This window comes from Alkalinema sp. FACHB-956 (assembly GCF_014697025.1).
Classification (GTDB): domain Bacteria; phylum Cyanobacteriota; class Cyanobacteriia; order Leptolyngbyales; family Leptolyngbyaceae; genus Alkalinema.
This window is the reverse complement of sequence record NZ_JACJRC010000009.1, coordinates 13,063-28,503: the sequence shown is the minus strand read 5'-3', so window position 1 is coordinate 28,503 and position 15,441 is coordinate 13,063. Positions and strand designations below refer to the sequence as shown.

The 15,441-nt window shown below is 51.6% G+C and carries 13 protein-coding genes; 10 read left to right on the top strand and 3 right to left on the bottom strand.

The window, feature by feature from the left end; genetic code table 11:
- The first annotated feature begins 18 nt into the window (after positions 1 to 18).
- Complete coding sequence (locus tag H6G21_RS11835; RefSeq protein ID WP_190573619.1) at positions 19 to 183, top strand: hypothetical protein; 165 nt, start codon at positions 19 to 21, stop codon at positions 181 to 183.
- 8 nt (positions 184 to 191) lie between these two features.
- On the opposite strand, the gene rimI is transcribed toward H6G21_RS11835, so the two are convergent.
- Positions 192 to 833, bottom strand: coding sequence for a ribosomal protein S18-alanine N-acetyltransferase (gene rimI, locus H6G21_RS11830; protein WP_190573618.1), 642 nt, complete (start codon positions 831 to 833; stop codon positions 192 to 194).
- Between the two features lie 79 nt (positions 834 to 912).
- Between rimI and lysA the strand changes: the two genes are divergently transcribed.
- The 7 genes from lysA to H6G21_RS11795 all read left to right on the top strand — a co-directional run bounded on the left by lysA (position 913) and on the right by H6G21_RS11795 (position 7,631).
- The gene (gene lysA / locus H6G21_RS11825; RefSeq protein WP_190573617.1) at positions 913 to 2,286 is read left to right on the top strand and encodes a diaminopimelate decarboxylase; all 1,374 of its coding nucleotides are present in this window, start codon (positions 913 to 915) and stop codon (positions 2,284 to 2,286) included.
- 239 nt (positions 2,287 to 2,525) lie between these two features.
- Positions 2,526 to 3,485 carry a diadenylate cyclase CdaA gene (gene cdaA, locus H6G21_RS11820; RefSeq protein WP_190573616.1) on the top strand — a complete coding sequence of 320 codons (960 nt, stop codon included), beginning with the start codon at positions 2,526 to 2,528 and terminating at the stop codon, positions 3,483 to 3,485.
- Between the two features lie 67 nt (positions 3,486 to 3,552).
- Positions 3,553 to 5,337: a DUF697 domain-containing protein gene (locus H6G21_RS11815; protein ID WP_190573615.1), complete on the top strand. Its 1,785-nt coding sequence runs from the start codon at positions 3,553 to 3,555 to the stop codon at positions 5,335 to 5,337.
- A 56-nt stretch (positions 5,338 to 5,393) separates the two neighbouring features.
- Positions 5,394 to 6,122 carry a site-specific DNA-methyltransferase gene (locus H6G21_RS11810; protein WP_190573761.1) on the top strand — a complete coding sequence of 243 codons (729 nt, stop codon included), beginning with the start codon at positions 5,394 to 5,396 and terminating at the stop codon, positions 6,120 to 6,122.
- A gap of 69 nt (positions 6,123 to 6,191) precedes the next feature.
- On the top strand, positions 6,192 to 6,710 hold the full coding sequence (locus H6G21_RS11805) for a PD-(D/E)XK nuclease superfamily protein (RefSeq protein ID WP_190573614.1): 519 nt from the start codon (positions 6,192 to 6,194) through the stop codon (positions 6,708 to 6,710).
- A gap of 94 nt (positions 6,711 to 6,804) precedes the next feature.
- Positions 6,805 to 7,257 carry a M67 family metallopeptidase gene (locus tag H6G21_RS11800; protein ID WP_190573613.1) on the top strand — a complete coding sequence of 151 codons (453 nt, stop codon included), beginning with the start codon at positions 6,805 to 6,807 and terminating at the stop codon, positions 7,255 to 7,257.
- A 101-nt stretch (positions 7,258 to 7,358) separates the two neighbouring features.
- Positions 7,359 to 7,631, top strand: coding sequence for a hypothetical protein (locus H6G21_RS11795; protein WP_190573612.1), 273 nt, complete (start codon positions 7,359 to 7,361; stop codon positions 7,629 to 7,631).
- A gap of 94 nt (positions 7,632 to 7,725) precedes the next feature.
- Here H6G21_RS11795 and H6G21_RS11790 read toward each other — a convergent pair whose 3' ends face one another.
- Positions 7,726 to 13,515, bottom strand: a complete 5,790-nt coding sequence (locus H6G21_RS11790; RefSeq protein WP_190573611.1) for an alpha-2-macroglobulin — start codon at positions 13,513 to 13,515, stop codon at positions 7,726 to 7,728.
- Between the two features lie 310 nt (positions 13,516 to 13,825).
- The gene (locus H6G21_RS11785) at positions 13,826 to 14,251 is read right to left on the bottom strand and encodes a transposase (RefSeq protein ID WP_347278011.1); all 426 of its coding nucleotides are present in this window, start codon (positions 14,249 to 14,251) and stop codon (positions 13,826 to 13,828) included.
- A gap of 365 nt (positions 14,252 to 14,616) precedes the next feature.
- Here H6G21_RS11785 and H6G21_RS11780 point away from each other — a divergent pair, with 365 nt between their 5' ends.
- Positions 14,617 to 14,910 (top strand): hypothetical protein, encoded by a 294-nt coding sequence (locus H6G21_RS11780; protein ID WP_190573610.1) that lies wholly within the window; start codon positions 14,617 to 14,619, stop codon positions 14,908 to 14,910.
- Between the two features lie 244 nt (positions 14,911 to 15,154).
- The gene (locus H6G21_RS11775) at positions 15,155 to 15,436 is read left to right on the top strand and encodes a hypothetical protein (RefSeq protein ID WP_190573609.1); all 282 of its coding nucleotides are present in this window, start codon (positions 15,155 to 15,157) and stop codon (positions 15,434 to 15,436) included.
- Positions 15,437 to 15,441: the final 5 nt, after the last annotated feature.

The window sequence follows — 15,441 nt, the reverse complement described above, 5'->3', positions numbered from 1 at the left end:
TATGGAGATTCTAACACAGTGAATTTGGCCAGTTGTGATTTTGTAGCAGCCAAAGCCGGTCGCAATTACCGAACCCAAGGACGTGAGGGGATCAACCCTTGGAATTCTGCGCCCGATCGATTTCGCCACCGAGGGGAAATTGTGCTAGGGAATCCCACCTTTCGTCAAGGGGATTTACCTTAAAAAAATTTCTAGTGAAATGTATTAAAAGTTACATTTACCCATTGCTCACTTTCCGTAGTTGGGGTGGCCCACGATCGCTCAAATGTGGCCAAAATCGCTGAGAATTCTGGATCTTGCAATTTATTTTTCCAAAGAATTAGAGCGTCTTCCTGGTTATCGGAATAGTATTTTTTGCGCAAACCCACTTCCTGGAAGCCAAATTTTTTGTAGAGGCCGATCGCGGCGGTGTTGGAAACTCGCACCTCTAGGGTCGATCGGGTCAGCCCACGGGCCACGGCTGACTTCAGTAACGCCCATAGCAGCCGCTGCCCCAGGCCATGCCCGCGATAGTCGGGATGCACGGCCAGAATCGTGATGTGGGCTTCATCGACGATCGACCAGAGACAGCCGTATCCCACCAAAGGCGTTGCCTCGGTAGTATGAAAATCACCAGTACGGGGATCACCAGTACGGGGATCACCCACGGGGCGCAGAACCCAGAGATCGCTGTTGGGACTGTCCATTTCCCGTTGGTACTGATCGCTCGTCCAAAGTTTGCCGAAGCAGCGGCGATCGAGATCGACGATCGCGGGTAGTAATTCGGGCGTTGCTGCCTGAAGTTCTAGGGTAAGTTCTGGGGAGACATCCCGATCCAACCGTTGCTCGGCCATGGGTTCCAATCTTTTCCTACCAATAGCGTGTGCAAACGACGATACACTAGAATCCTGTGCAAAAAATTCGGACAAAGCGATGGTTGCGACTCCAATCCCTACTCAAAACACGGCACATCGTTATTTGGTGAATGCCACCTCTCCTAATCAGTCTCTCTTACCCATCACCGCGAAGGTAAATAGCAAGGATCACCTTGAGGTGGGCGGTTGTGATGTGGTGGAGTTAGCCCAGCGCTTTGGCACTTCTCTATATATTGTGGATGAGCAGACAATTCGTACCGCTTGTCAACAGTACCGCGAGGGATTTCGGCAGTATTACCCCGGCGAATCGCTCGTTCTGTTTGCATCTAAGGCTTGGAACTGTTTAGCTATCTGCGCGATCGTCGCCAGCGAAGGGTTGGGGATTGATGTGGTTTCCGGTGGTGAACTGGTGACGGCCCTGCAAGCAGGTATGGATCCGACCAAGATCTACATGCATGGCAACAACAAGTCGATCGAAGAGCTGCAACGGGCGATCGCTAGCCAAGTCACCGTCATTGTTGACAACTGGGAAGAACTGCAAACCCTGGCGAAACTATCCGAGGGGCAGTCTGTGCGTATCATGCTGCGCCTGACACCGGGGATTGAATGCCACACCCACGAGTACATCAAAACCGGACACCTAGACAGCAAGTTTGGCTTTGATCCCAACCAAGTGGAGCAGGTCTTTGAATTCGTCAGCCAGCAGCCCGGATTAAACTTTGTCGGCCTCCATGCCCATATTGGATCCCAGATTTTTGAACTGAAGCCCCACGAAGATTTGGGTGCGGTCATGGTGGGTTGGCTGTCCAAGGCCACGAAGTATGGCCTCAGCATTTCTGAACTCAACATCGGCGGTGGACTAGGCATTCGTTATACGGAGCAGGATGATCCCCCCAGCATTGATGCATGGGTGAAGACCGTTTGCGAATCCGTGGTGGCAGCCTGCCAGTCGGCAAAGATTCCCCTGCCCAAACTGTTATCGGAACCCGGTCGATCGCTGGTGGGCACCTCCTGCATCACGGCCTACACCGTTGGCGGCCAGAAGGTGATCCCCGACATTCGCACCTACCTCAGCGTCGATGGCGGTATGTCTGATAACCCCCGGCCCATTACCTACCAATCCCTCTATCGGGCCTTGATTGCGAACCGGATGTCGTCGGACTTGACGGAGACAATGACGATCGCCGGGAAGCACTGCGAATCGGGAGATGTTTTGATTAAGGATGCTCTACTCCCTAAGACAGAACAGGGAGATATCCTGATCATCATGGACACGGGTGCATACAATTACAGCATGTCCTCCAATTACAACCGCATTGCTCGTCCGGCAGCCGTCTTGGTGAACAATGGAGAGGCGAACGTGATCCTGGAGCGGGAAACTCTTGAAGATTTACTGCGTCAGGATCGACTACCGGAACGATTACGAGGCTAGTCAGTAGGCTTTTTCCTGGATGATGTGATTCACGGATGTGGGCAATCTCCCCCTCTTAAAATCATGACTTGATCGGGAAAAGAACGCTTAAGAATGGGGAAGCAGTTTGTCAGTCTACCAAGAGCCTCCAATCGAAACGATTCTGAGGAACTTCTTTCGAGCAACGTTCCTGTTGGCTGAATTGGTGACTGACACCTGTGCTCCCTATTCAAAACTTGTAGTTCGCGACTCCAGAGGCAATGGCAGATACGGTAGAGCAGTGGCTGGCAAACCATGGCTTGATGGGGTCTTTATTGATTTTTCTCTGGCAAAATCTACGGTCGCTGATTGATATTGGGCTGGTTCTCAGCTTAATTTATGTGATGCTTCTGATCATTGGCGAACGCCGTACCCTTTGGATGGTGCGGGGTTTTATCGCCTTGATGCTCGCAGCGGCCTTGAGTCGGCAACTACAACTACGGCTACTCAGTTTCGTACTCGATAACTTGGTGATTGGCTCGGCGGTTGCAATGGCCTTTATTTTGCAAGCCGAGTTTCGCCGTTTTTTGGAACTGCTAGGCCGAGGGGAATTGGCCCAACTCTTCCAGCCAATTCGGCGCACTCCCGTCAGTTCAGACAGCATCATTGACGAAATTGTCGATGCGATTAAAGATCTGTCCCAAAATCGCACCGGCGCGCTGTTAATTTTAGAAACCGATGGCACGATCGATGAACGGGATTTTTCGGTTCCGGGAGTTAAACTAGATGCGGCGGTGTCCCGCGAACTGATTCAAACTATTTTTCAAACTTCGACCTTGCTCCATGATGGTGCAATGTTCATTCGGGAATCTCGCATTATTGCAGCGGGGATTATCTTGCCGTTATCCGAGCGATCGGCCTCGCGCCAGTTAGGGACCCGCCACCGAGCCGCCATGGGCATTACCGAACGGGTGGAGAACTGCCTGTGCATTGTGGTATCGGAGGAAACGGGGTCGATTTCGGTGGCGGAACGGGGGCTCTTGAATCGGCCTTTAACCAGCACCAAACTCCGAGAGATTTTGGAGTCAAAGTTTAGTCACGTCAATGAACGGGAAGTCCCGAGGGATTTGAAGGGGGTGTGGAATCAGATTGTCGGACAGATCAAAACCACCGTTCGCCATCGGCTGAACCCACAGAAACGACTGCCCCCTGTGGAGGGTCGTGGGCGATCGCGAGATTAGTCCTGCATCTGCCCCGGATCGATTGTAAAATGCTCTATCCTGAATGCACAGCTCAGTAGGGTGACCTATGGCATTATCGTTACGCTCGTGGGTGCTAGGCGGGTTGGGTCTAGCGGCTTCCATTTGGATTTTAGATGGCATCACCGATTGGTTGGGGGAATGGGTTCCTGCGATCGTGCTCGGAAGTGGTGCTGCTTGGGCGTATCTGAGTTTTGCCAAACCCCAACGTCAATTGGTCTATCGACGCCCCGTCACAGTAGAGCGGGTCAAAACGGCGTTGGTGGAGGCGGAGGCCGTGGTGAACCAATTGGCCGCCGAGGTGAAAGAGCTGGCGATCGAGGGCAGTGCCCAACAGGTGTCGGAGTTTCGTACGCAGCTCCATGAAATTTTGGCGGAACTGAAACGGGAAGACATTCGCTTGGTGGCCATGGGGGGCAAGCGGGTTGGCAAAACCACGTTGACGCAATTGTTGCAAACCCAATGGGCGACGGACATTTCCCACAAAATTCACCTCCAGGATAGCCCAGAGCTGTTTGCCGCAGCGGAGGCTGGATTGTCCATGGAAGCGGAAGCTTGGCAGTTGGCCAAGGCGGGCGATCTGGTGCTGTTTGTAACGGAGGGTGACCTCACCGAGAGTCAGATCCAAGCGATTAAAAAGCTCACCGAAGCCCATCGCCGCACCGTGGTGGTGTTTAACAAACAAGACCAGTATTTACCCAAGGAGCAGGCGGAAATTCTGAGCAAAATTCGCGATCGGTTGCGGGGGATGGTTGCGCCGGAGGATGTGGTCAGTGTGGCGGGGCAACCTCGACCGATGAAGGTGCGCCAACACCAAGCCGATGGCTCCATTCAAGAATGGCTGGAGGAGCCGGAACCGCAAATTACGGATCTAACAACACGGTTGGAAACGATTTTGGCAACGGAGGGCCAGAAGTTAATCCTGGCCAGTTCCCTGGGCAATGTGGAAGCCCTGAAGGTGGATGCCAAAATTAAGCTCAATCAAGTGCGGCGCGATCGGGCCATGCCGATTATTGAGCGAGCACAGTGGGTGATTGCGGGAACGGCCTTTGCCAATCCCTTTCCGGCTCTGGATCTGCTGGCAACAGCCGCCATTAGCGGCCAAATGGTTGTAGAACTGAGCCATCTCTACCAGAAAAAATTCTCCCTAGAGCAGGGCAAAACGATCGCGAAAACCCTGGCGGAATTGATGGTGAAGCTGGGGATTGTGGAAGTTTCCACCCAGGCGATCGGGGTGGTGCTGAAAACCAATGCGATTACCTATGTGGCGGGGGGGGCGTTACAGGGCGTCAGTGCGGCTTATTTAACGCGCATTGCGGGACTGGCGTTGGTCAATTATTTTGAGGGGGAAGGTGAGACGACGACGATTCGCAAGGATCGCCTGCAAGATATCCTCAAGCAAGTTTTCCAGCAAAATCAACGATCGGCGTTTATCCAAGGCTTTGTCAAACAAGCGATCGATAAACTGATGGCCGACCCGCAATCCGCCAAACAACTGGCGCAACCCCTGCAACCCCTGGCTACCGCAGCTGCTGAGGTCAATCCTGTAGCCAGAATAATAGAGCGTGCAAGCGATGGCACAGTAGATAGCGCAGTGGGCAGTGCAGTAGATAGCGCAGCAGCCCCAGAGGGAACTGAGGGAACGATCGCATTGCCCAGTGCAGAGTTACAACGTGCCGAGTTGCAACCCCTCCAAGTCCGGCACCGTCTCAATCTACCCAACCAGAGTCCAACGCTCAGTCTCGATCGTGCCGATGGTTTACCGGAATCAGAACTCAGGGAAGCCGAACAACTGGCGATCGAAGAAGAAAGTTTAGAAATGATTCCCCGTTAAACAGGCTGTGAAATTCGGCAGGCTGTAAAATACAGGTGTTCTATTCTTCTTCTGCTATGGGCGCTCCGGTCACCTTTACGTTACATCAAGCGGATGCGGTGGCATGGCTGCGATCGTTGCCGGATAGTTCTGTGGATTTGGTCATTACCGATCCGCCCTATGAGTCCTTGGAAAAACATCGCAGTGTAGGGACAACCACACGACTCAAACATAGCAAAGCATCGAGTAATAACTGGTTTCAAATCTTTCCCAACCATCGCTTTACAGAATTGCTCCCAGAAATCTATCGTGTGTTGAAGAACCATCGCCATTTGTATCTATTTTGCGATGCGGAAACGATGTTCGTGATTAAGCCCATGGCAGAGCAGGTGGGATTTAAATTCTGGAAGCCGATCGTCTGGGATAAACAAAAAATTGGCATGGGATATCACTATCGATCGCGCTATGAGTTCATTTTGTTTTTTGAAAAGGGCAAACGCAAACTGAACGACTTGTCGATCGCCGATATTATCGAACACCCCCGAATTTTTCGCGGCTATCCCACGGAAAAACCGATCGAGGTCTCAGAAGTACTGGTGCGCCAAAGTACGGTACCGGGGGAGTTGGTGATTGATCCGTTTATGGGGGCTGGCAGTGTGGGTTTAGCGGCGCTGAGGCAGGCTTGCAATTTCTGGGGCAATGATATTTGTGAGGAAGCAATTCATATCACACAGCAGCGGATCACTGAGTTTTTATATCCCGTGAATTGCAGTGTGGATTTCAGTGCAGATTCAAGTCTAGATTAGCACCTAGTATTCATGCCCAGCGGCCAGGAGACTGCAAGCAGGTATTCAGACAGGAGGCGTTCAGAGATTGTGATTAAGAAACCGATGACTGGCCATGAATATGCCAATTTAATTGCAGATTATGTGTATCGGAATTTTAGCGATCGGGGGATTACGGTTTATCGAGAAGTCAATATTGGTAAATCGATCATTGGGAAGAATCGCCGACTTGATATGTTGCTGATTCGGGAAGCTTCGCAAACGGCCTTTGCGATCGAATGTAAGTTTCAGGACAGTCCCGGTACCGCCGACGAAAAAATTCCCTACGCCTTAGCCAATATGAAAGCATTGCCCATGGGGGGCTGTATTGTCTATGCGGGCAGTGGTTTTTCGGTGGGTGTCTTGCACATGTTGCAGGCGTCGGAAATTGCAGCCTATTGTTTACCAGATGCGCAAAACTTGAGTTCCAGTAAGGATACGCGGGAATTGGATCACTTGTTAGCCATGCATTTCCATTGGTGGGATGTGTTGGTGGCGGGAAAAAAACCTTGGCGATCGCGCCCGATCGAACTGGAATCGATCGAAATTAATCAAACAGAATTACTTTAAACAGAATTACTTTAAACAGAATGCTTCAAACGAACAAGCGAATAGACGATCGTCGGTAATGGCAATCTTGCAGTCTTCAGCACGAGAGAACGCTATGCTACAAATCTCCCAAAACTACATCTATCAACTCACAGATTGGTTAGAACAAGCCTATCCCCAGGAAGGTTGTGGGTTATTGCTAGGAAAAAGACAGCAAGATTGTACGATCGTGGTTGAGCTTTACCCGACGGAAAATGGCTGGAACGCAGCAGTAGCAGAATTAATTGGCGCAGGAACTGGAAAGACCGATCGCTATTGGATCGATTCCGCAGTCATGTTTCAAGCGATGAAGAAAGCCCGATCGCGACAGTTAGAGATTGTTGGTGTTTACCATTCCCATCCTGATCATCCTGCCATTCCATCGGAGTGCGATCGGCGATTAGCTTGGGCAGACTATTCCTACGTGATTGCCTCCGTCAGTCAAGGCAATGTGACCGATCTCCAGTGCTGGAAGCTGAATGGGCAGCACCAGTTTGAACCAGAGGTGATCCAAATCACTCGATCGTGAAGAATCTCCCGCATAGTATCTGAAAGGGACAGATCAAGTCTTGGTCACTTGAATTCAGACTGCATCCGTACCCCAACACAGTACCCTAGAAAATCCTAACCATGGAACTACAACTTACAAAAGAAGAATTGAAAGAAGTCCAAACCATTGCCGCTAGCTGTAATCAATCCGTTGAAAGTCTCTGCGATCGCTTGGAAAAGCTCACTTGGCGCGATGGATTATTGGAATTTAGAATGCTATCTGGATATGAAATGCCGCTTTGGATCAGTCAGCTCCAACACTTGAGCCAGAAGGTCAATACAAGACTTGAACAGGAAGGGATTCCCCTAGGCCCAAGTTTGGCAGCCTATCAGGCCTGGAAGAATCGTGCTTGATAGGCCACCATGGGATGGCGATCGATAAAACTATCCCAATTCAGCTATCCCAATTAAGTTATCCCAATTCAGCTATCCCGATTAAGCGTTCCAATTAAGACCCCTGAATTTGCAAAGTGGCCGTGGCCGATCGTCCGAATTCCTCCGGCGCGTACTGTAGATGCACCTCTGAACCCGGATAGGTAAAGGTTCCCGGTGTGACCGATCGCGCGAGATAATGCAGCGTGTAAACCCCCGCCTCAAAATGACTGCCATAGGCCATGATGCGATCGCGATAAATCGTTTGATAGTTGATCTGCCAACTATCGGACTGAGCCGCAAAGTAGGGCGTAGAAGTGCGGAACTCAGTATCAACCGCTTCAAAGCCTGCGGGTAAGGGATCGGTAATCACAACATGATCGATCGGGTGATCGGTCGTGATTTGCAATTCAATATCAAATACCTGACCCGAGTTGACCACTAGGGGTTGCTCAGTTGCAGCCAGTCCCATTGTACCGATCGTGGTGGATTGGTTGGCGGGATGAATCGATCGTAGGACACTTAAGCCATTGAAGCGACCGGGGGGATTGCCCTGGGGCCGATAGCGATAGGCTGCAAGGTAATGCAAGGTGCCTGTCCCCGATTTTTCCAGTTGCACCGTTTGCCGTCCGCGCGGCAGCTCTGCCATGGGAATGGTGCGATCGACGCTGGGGGTTTCGTAGCCTTGGAACTTGTGCGCCAGGAGCGTTTGGTTATTTAACGCTGCCGTGGCTGTAAAGTTCGGTGGGGTGGGTAACAGTTGGCTATAGTCCACCAAGGCTGTTAACGCTTGGGCATTGTAGTAAGTGCAGCCCCAGGTTCCCTGCCGCCGCAGTGCCAACAGACTCGAAACGAGTTTATTTAACAGTTCCGGCGAAGCCTTACGGGTAATGAATAAGCGGGTGGCCTCCGCCTGAGCCGTTGTGGGTGAACTGAACCACCACCAGCGTCGAGGTAGATTGACCGCCGCCGATCGACCTGTTTCGTAGACGGTTTCCTGGATCTTAGTCGCTAGCGTTTTTGATTCCGTTTGCCAATCGGGGAACTGTGATAAATAGCGGGCTAGTTTGATGCGATCGATTAAGTCAAACTGTTCCCGTCGATCGTACAAATCGCCTAGGAAATCCTTACGTTTCTCCCCCAGTGCCGCCAACCCAATCAAGGCACGTAACCGTACCTGATCCTTACAGCGTTGTCCGGAACAGAATTGATACTGTCCTGGATTAGTTAAGGTCTTTTGTAAATAGCCTTGTAGTCGGCTAATCATCTCAGCATTGACGGGTAATTTTGCCTCGATCGCCTGTCCTAGCGCTTCCGCTACATAGGGCGAGACAAAGGGATCGGACGTGGCATCGCCGGGGAAGGTTGCAAATCCGCCATCGGAGCGCTGAAGTTTAGTCAAGCGTTCCAAAGCTTGGGCCGCATGGTTCGACGGATTAAATCCCTCAAAGCTTTGACCGTAGGTTCGACTGAGCACCTGCAAACTAGCCGCGATCGATAATTGGCTGGCGGCAGGTTCCAACAGGGGGAACTCCCGATCTTCCAAGGCTTGGCGAGCGGGTTCCTTGAGTTCCGGAATCAGCGTACTGGCGAGGGCAATCTCAAGACCGCCCACATTCGGCGCGACATTACCGTCGATTTGTAGGGGAATGGCCGCCCGTTGCTCCGTGGCTCCCGTTTCCACCACCTGTTCCGTCATCTCTAACGGCTTCACCAGCAACGGCAACTCAAAGGCATCGGTCTTACCATTCAGCATGCTTTGGAACTGCATCGTGCCATTGCCGGGACGGGTGGCAACGATCGGGAAGCGATAGGCTTTCGTCGCCGACTCCAAGGTGTCCTGTACCGTGGTGGCTTGATTATTCAGCGGTTGTAGTGCCCCGGCGAAGCTACCCTGACTGCTGAAGCTACCTGGTTTACCCGTGTTATTGGTGACGGCAATTCCCGCTGCGAAGCGATCGCCCACGCGGGCAAATTGCGGCAAGAGCGGATTAGTCACTAAGGGCTGGGTTGCCATTAGCGTTGCATCCTGATTGCCAAAATGCATAGCTCCATCGGTGGCGACGGCTAAAACCCGCCAAGTCGTTAAGTCATCCGGCACCTTAAAGCGAATGCTGGCTTTCCCATTGCTATCAGTGATGAGCGAACCGTTATAGTAAGCGATCGGTTTGAATTCCTTCCGAATGCGCGTATCCCCCGACCCGTTGGACAAGCCACCTCCAAAGCCCCACCCCTTATCGATCGGGGAGGCCAAGGGTTCTAGCACCACATCGGGACGATTATCGGCAAAGCGGGTGGAAATAGCCTGCTCTGCGTAGACAGTTTTGACCAAATCCGGCGGACGGTAGCCTGTCAGTTGCAACACCGCTTCGTTAACAACCATGACCGTCAGTTGTCCCTGGGTGGGTTTGCCCTGGGCGTTTTGCAGGGTGAATTGCACCTTGGCTTCGCCACCGGGGGCGATCGTGGGTTGTTCCGGTTGGATTTGCAGTTTGAGATACTGCTGGTCTAGGCTGGTTTTAAAGGGCGCAAAGCCAATGTGGACGAGGTTGTCCAAACTTCCCGGTTGCAATTTCTCCAGCGGCTCCCCTTGGCGTACCAAAACTGCCTCGATCGCTGCGTTGGGCAGCATCTCCGGTGTGACCTTAAATTGAATTTGAGGGGCACCCCCTTTGACTTTAGTGATGGTTTTGTACAAGGTCTTGTGGCGAATCACTGCAAAATAGAGATTCGCTTCAGGGTAGGGCGACTGAATCACCACATTGGCCGTTTCACCCGGTTGGTAGGTCTTCTTATCCAGCTTCAGTTCCAGTCGATTATTGCGGTAACGACTCCCCCAAAAGACCGATCGTTCTCCGGTAGCCCAAATTTGCAGATCCGTTGCTGCAATTTCGTCTTTTGCATTGGCGAAATTAGCACGAATACGATAGGAGCCCGATTCCGGTGGCGTTAGGGAAACAGTTTGGGCTTGATCGCCCGATCGAACTTCCCTCTGACCAACGGTTTTATACTCCACCTGATTCCGTCCCCGTCGGCTCCCTTCGATCACCTGAGTCACATTACTGTAGATAATTTGTTGTAATTCCAGTTTGACGGCTTGTCCTGCAACCACGCCCCCCTTGGCATCGGTCACGACGACTTGCAGCTCAAAGGGTTTCCCCGCATCGGCTACGAAGGAACCTTTCAAGCCAATTAACCGATCGCTGGGTAAGGCAATCACTGTTTTGGAATTAGCCACCGCCAGGTTGGAGACATCTTTGACTTGCGCATCGAGACGATAGGCCATGGGATAGGGCAGATCCGGAGCGATCGTAAAGCTTTGTTGACCCTGACCTTTGGGATCTAAGGCCGCTTGGGTTTGCAAGACATCGGATTCGACGCTAGGTTCTTCTTCTGGCCAGAACCACTGCCGCCCAAAGTTCCAGTTCTCCCAGCCCTTGGGGATAAAGTCCACTTTCTCACGGGTAGCGTAATAGTCCACCTGCCCCCCTTCGACAGGCGCACCAAAGAGATAGTTGCTTTGGACTTGGGCCTTAATCGTATCTCCCGCCCGAGCCATTTCGTGATCTAATGCGAGATCCACTTTGAAATTCGGTGGTTTAAATTCTGCCACGCGGAACGTTCCTAAAATTTCTACCCCGTTGCGATTTTTAGCTTCGATCGTGTAGATTCCCAAGGGTTGCGTTTTCGCGATCGGCACTTCGATCGAAAATGTGCCAAACTCATTAGTTGTCTGCGTTCCCAGATCCGTTGCCTTATCGTTGGGATCTTTGAGGGTCAAGGTGTAGCGCGTATTTTTATCCTGCTTGAGTTGCCCTGCTTTCAGATAATAGGCCGCTCCAGTGAACCAAGCGGTTTCGCCGGGTTGGTAGAGTTGCCGATCGGAGAAAATCGTACCGCGTGATTCCGGTTGGCTGCCGCTCCATCCGGCGTAGATGCCATAGCCGTAACTGCCGCTCCATTCCTGGCTACGGGAAAAGGCCCAGTCTTTGTCTTCTCGAACGATCGTCAGTAATTCCGGGGCATCGGCGAAAACAGTGGCTCCCGTGGACATACAGGCTTGTAGATCGGCGGCGTTGAATTGCACTAGGCCAGTTTGATCGGTGGTGCCGTTGGCGCAGGGCGTGGGGGCGGGGCGGGATTTGGCAGCGAGGCGCGATCGATACACCGCTACTTTGGCGTTTTTCACCGCTGAACCGTCGGACAAATGATGTACCCGAACCAGGCCAGAATCTGGGAACCACTGGGAAAAGACGCCCAAATTGGTCAATTGCACTAGCCCGGAGTAGGTTGGGTCACGCCATTGCTTGCGCCCGTCTTCCTCATATTGATAGGTGCGCGCTTGGACGCCGTAGGCCAGCATTCCCGTAGAGCCCCCCAACTTGTCCTGGATGGGGATGGGGATGGTTTGGCTGGTGTTGGGTTGGGCAACGGGTAGGGCGATCGGTTGCCAGGTCTTGCTATCGGCGAGTAAACCGGGCTGGTTTTCCTGGGCTTCGGCGGAGTCGTAATAGACTAAATCCGTCGGTTGCACAACGCGGTAGGCCGCTTTATATTCCGGTTTAGGCAGGTTGATGGCTGAGAGATTCAGTTGTAGGTTTTTGCTTGTGGGAAAGATGTTTAATCCCGACGGGGCCCAAAAATCCGCTGCGACTTCTCCGGTTTCGTAGTCCACGGTCACGGGTTTATCCAAGGTTTGCCCAAACTGATCCTTAAGGGTTGCAGCGATCGTAATGCGGTATTTTTTGTGCGGTTCCAAGGCCCAGGGATTGAGGTTAATCACCCGATCGTCGTCATACACCTGGAGCCAGCGGGTGTTGGGTTTGGGGGCGGGGTCGATCGCGATCGCGCTGCGGGCAGACTCGGCCAGCAGGCCATTGTTAAATTTGAGTTGTGCGTTGCCTGTAACGAAGCGACCGTAGGCTCCGCTGGCGTCCGGTAGATTGACGCGGGCGAATCCTTGAAATTGTAGGGGGCTATAGGTCATGAGGCTGCCGATAAAGGCCGTTTCGCTGACGAGGTTGCCTTCCTTGGGACGCATTCCCGGTGCAAATTCCAAACGATAGCGCGTAGCTTTATTCAGTCGGTTCTGGGGCGTGAGGGTGTAAATCCAAGCTTTGGCGGCAGGGTTGAAGTCTTCCTGGGGATCGCTAAAGCGATCGAAGCGATTTCGGGAGGATTGATCGGATTTCAGTGCGATTTTGACCGGGACTATGGAACCGGAGTTCTCAGCAATTAATTTAACGTTGACGGAATTGAGATCTAATTCGACATTGGAGGTGATTTCTAAAGTCGGTTCAAGGCCCAAGGGTTCTATGAATGCATCGGGGTCGGAGGGTAGGGTGGGTAAATCGGTGAGGCGAATGGCTTCGGTGTTGAATGTCCAAGCAATCTCTTGGGTTAGTTGGTGGTTATTTAAATCGGCTAAACCAGCTTTGAGGGTGACTTTAATGCGGGTGGCCTTGGGGAGGGCGCGATCGGCTTGAAATCCGACCATGCGCGGGGTCAGGAAGCGAAATCGTCCGGGGAGGTTGGGGGTGATTTCAAATTTTTTCAGTAATTCCTGCTGGGCTGGACTGCCGAGGGCTTCTAGGGGAATTAAGGGGTTCTTAAATTGAATGCGAATTTGCGCGAGGGGATCAACGGCTCCGGTGGGGCTGATTTGGCTGATCCAATCGGGCAGAGTGGGGTTGGGCAGGGGAGCCACGATCGCCCCTGGCCCTGCGGGTTGGGCTTGGCTGACGAGGGGCTGAAGTCCAGGGTGAGAGGGCCCGACGGCGATGGTTAGGAGCACGACCAATAGTGATAGGACAAAATACTTCCATGCACGAACGTTCCATGCACGAATAATGCGGCGAATTGGCATGGCTAAACTCCCCAAACTCCCTCGGTTCGATCGTGGCTTTCTTTCTTGGTAACTGAGGAGGTTGGGGGACGGTTGTAATTCCCACAATTCTTAATTCTGGGGACTGAAATTCTTAAGGTCTAGTCATATGCTGTTAGAGATCTTCACAGGTAGGTTACAAATTGACCGAATGGGTGCAGAAAGATTATCCGTATCGATGATGTAATGAATAATACATGGGCAGGATGGATAGATCGGTGAATAGGGAGATAGGGAGATGCATCGGGGCTGGGATTTCTGAGCAAATCCCTCAGCAATAGTCCGGACAGATTTATGGAGCCAACACCCCGTACTGGAGAAGGCTAGGGTAGTTGGGGTGGGATTTAATCAAAGTTGGGTCAAGGTCTAACCTTGCAATAAAGCGCTCCAGGCAATGCTGATTGAAGGTCTGACGTTTGTAAGTTGCCATGGAGAAAGAGATCGGTTGAGCATCATAGGTGGACTGTTGCTGAGATTGCATTTGTTCAAGCTTGGCTAAATTGAGTGCGGCCAGGGAGACATTAAAGTGAAAATCTAACGCATCTTGCTGTCGGGATTGACAATCACTCAAACCTGTAAATTGCTTAGCATCACGAAAAATGAACTCAATGTGAAACCGTGCTTTGTAATATTCATACAAGCGTTCTGGGCCTAAGGCAGTATCGGTGGAAAATAGCAAGGCGACCCGAGGTTTGTCAGGGTGGCTGCGGTTGCTCACATCGACGATGCGGATTGGACGTTTGAGGGAACGATGCCAGACGACTTGGGTATAGAGTGGCGGTAGGGTTGTAAATTATCTAGGGTTGTAAATTATCATTGTAGGAATCGCAGTCTCTACCCTCATACTCCATCACTGTAGAGCGGCATCACTGTAGGGTACATCATAATTGGCAAAACAGAATTTCATCTGCCATCCCAACACTGAGTTCATATTAAAAAATTAAAATACGTATGAACACTGAGATTAAAGTTCTAGACAACAGTCTATAAAAACTGCATAGGTTCTACAAGCGAGTGATAGGAATACTACGTATTCAACCTGTGTAGCAAATATCACAGATATCAATCCTCTGGAGTTAGACAATGAAAAAAGCATTGCTAATGATCGCTCTGTCGGCAGTCCCCACGATCGCCCTGGCAGCTCCCTCCCTGGCAGCCGTTTACATTAAGTATTCCAATACAGACTCCCAAAAGCACGTCATGAAAGTGCAAATGGATGGACAGTCGAAGGAAGTCACCTTTGAGGCTCGTACAACAGGTGCAGCAACCATTCAGGGCAGTGGCAAAGTAGCTACGATCGAAACGGCTTGCGGTAGAGTCGAAGTCAAAGATGATACAAAGATTGAAATCAAAAATGGCTGTATCAAGTTTCCGTAATTAATCCACTTGCTTAGACCGCTGGGCTGATGCTTGTGAGCCTGATTCCACAGAGAGATCACACCATGGCATTCATTGTGATTCTGGTCTTGATTACTATCCAATTGACTTGTCTAGGACTCCTGTGGATCAGTTGCTTTCCAGGTCTGTTAGTCGATACGTCATAGATACTCATCATAGTTCCGTACGTCTTCCTGACACAGTATGGGTACATTCCTATGGTCGTCACACTAGTCCTGTTAGGGTGGGAGATCGGGTCGCGCAAGCTGGCGGCAGCGGAATCAATCGTCTCACCCACTGCCCCAACCGACCCGGCGGCGATCGGTGCAAAGTGGAAGACTGCGATCGCGATCCCCGTGGGGGCATTTACTTTCTCACCGGGTGGCATGGCTTTATGGTCACATCAGCCTATGGGTTTGTCTATCAGCCCAATCCTGAGGGAAGTCAACGGTTTGGGCAAGACTCCTATACCTACCAAGTTGTAATCGATCAGTGGTATTGGTTTCGAGCGAGTCAGGATTGGTAAGAACC

What these genes read in the sequence shown, in the direction of transcription:
- H6G21_RS11790 (WP_190573611.1), bottom strand. Translation starts at nt 13,515, where the DNA reads ATGCCAATTCGCCGCATTATTCGTGCATGGAACGTTCGTGCATGGAAG.
- cdaA (WP_190573616.1), top strand. Translation starts at nt 2,526, where the DNA reads ATGGCAGATACGGTAGAGCAGTGGCTGGCAAACCATGGCTTGATGGGG.
- H6G21_RS11815 (WP_190573615.1), top strand. Translation starts at nt 3,553, where the DNA reads ATGGCATTATCGTTACGCTCGTGGGTGCTAGGCGGGTTGGGTCTAGCG.
- H6G21_RS11800 (WP_190573613.1), top strand. Translation starts at nt 6,805, where the DNA reads ATGCTACAAATCTCCCAAAACTACATCTATCAACTCACAGATTGGTTA.
- H6G21_RS11795 (WP_190573612.1), top strand. Translation starts at nt 7,359, where the DNA reads ATGGAACTACAACTTACAAAAGAAGAATTGAAAGAAGTCCAAACCATT.
- H6G21_RS11780 (WP_190573610.1), top strand. Translation starts at nt 14,617, where the DNA reads ATGAAAAAAGCATTGCTAATGATCGCTCTGTCGGCAGTCCCCACGATC.
- H6G21_RS11810 (WP_190573761.1), top strand. Translation starts at nt 5,394, where the DNA reads ATGGGCGCTCCGGTCACCTTTACGTTACATCAAGCGGATGCGGTGGCA.
- rimI (WP_190573618.1), bottom strand. Translation starts at nt 833, where the DNA reads ATGGCCGAGCAACGGTTGGATCGGGATGTCTCCCCAGAACTTACCCTA.
- lysA (WP_190573617.1), top strand. Translation starts at nt 913, where the DNA reads ATGGTTGCGACTCCAATCCCTACTCAAAACACGGCACATCGTTATTTG.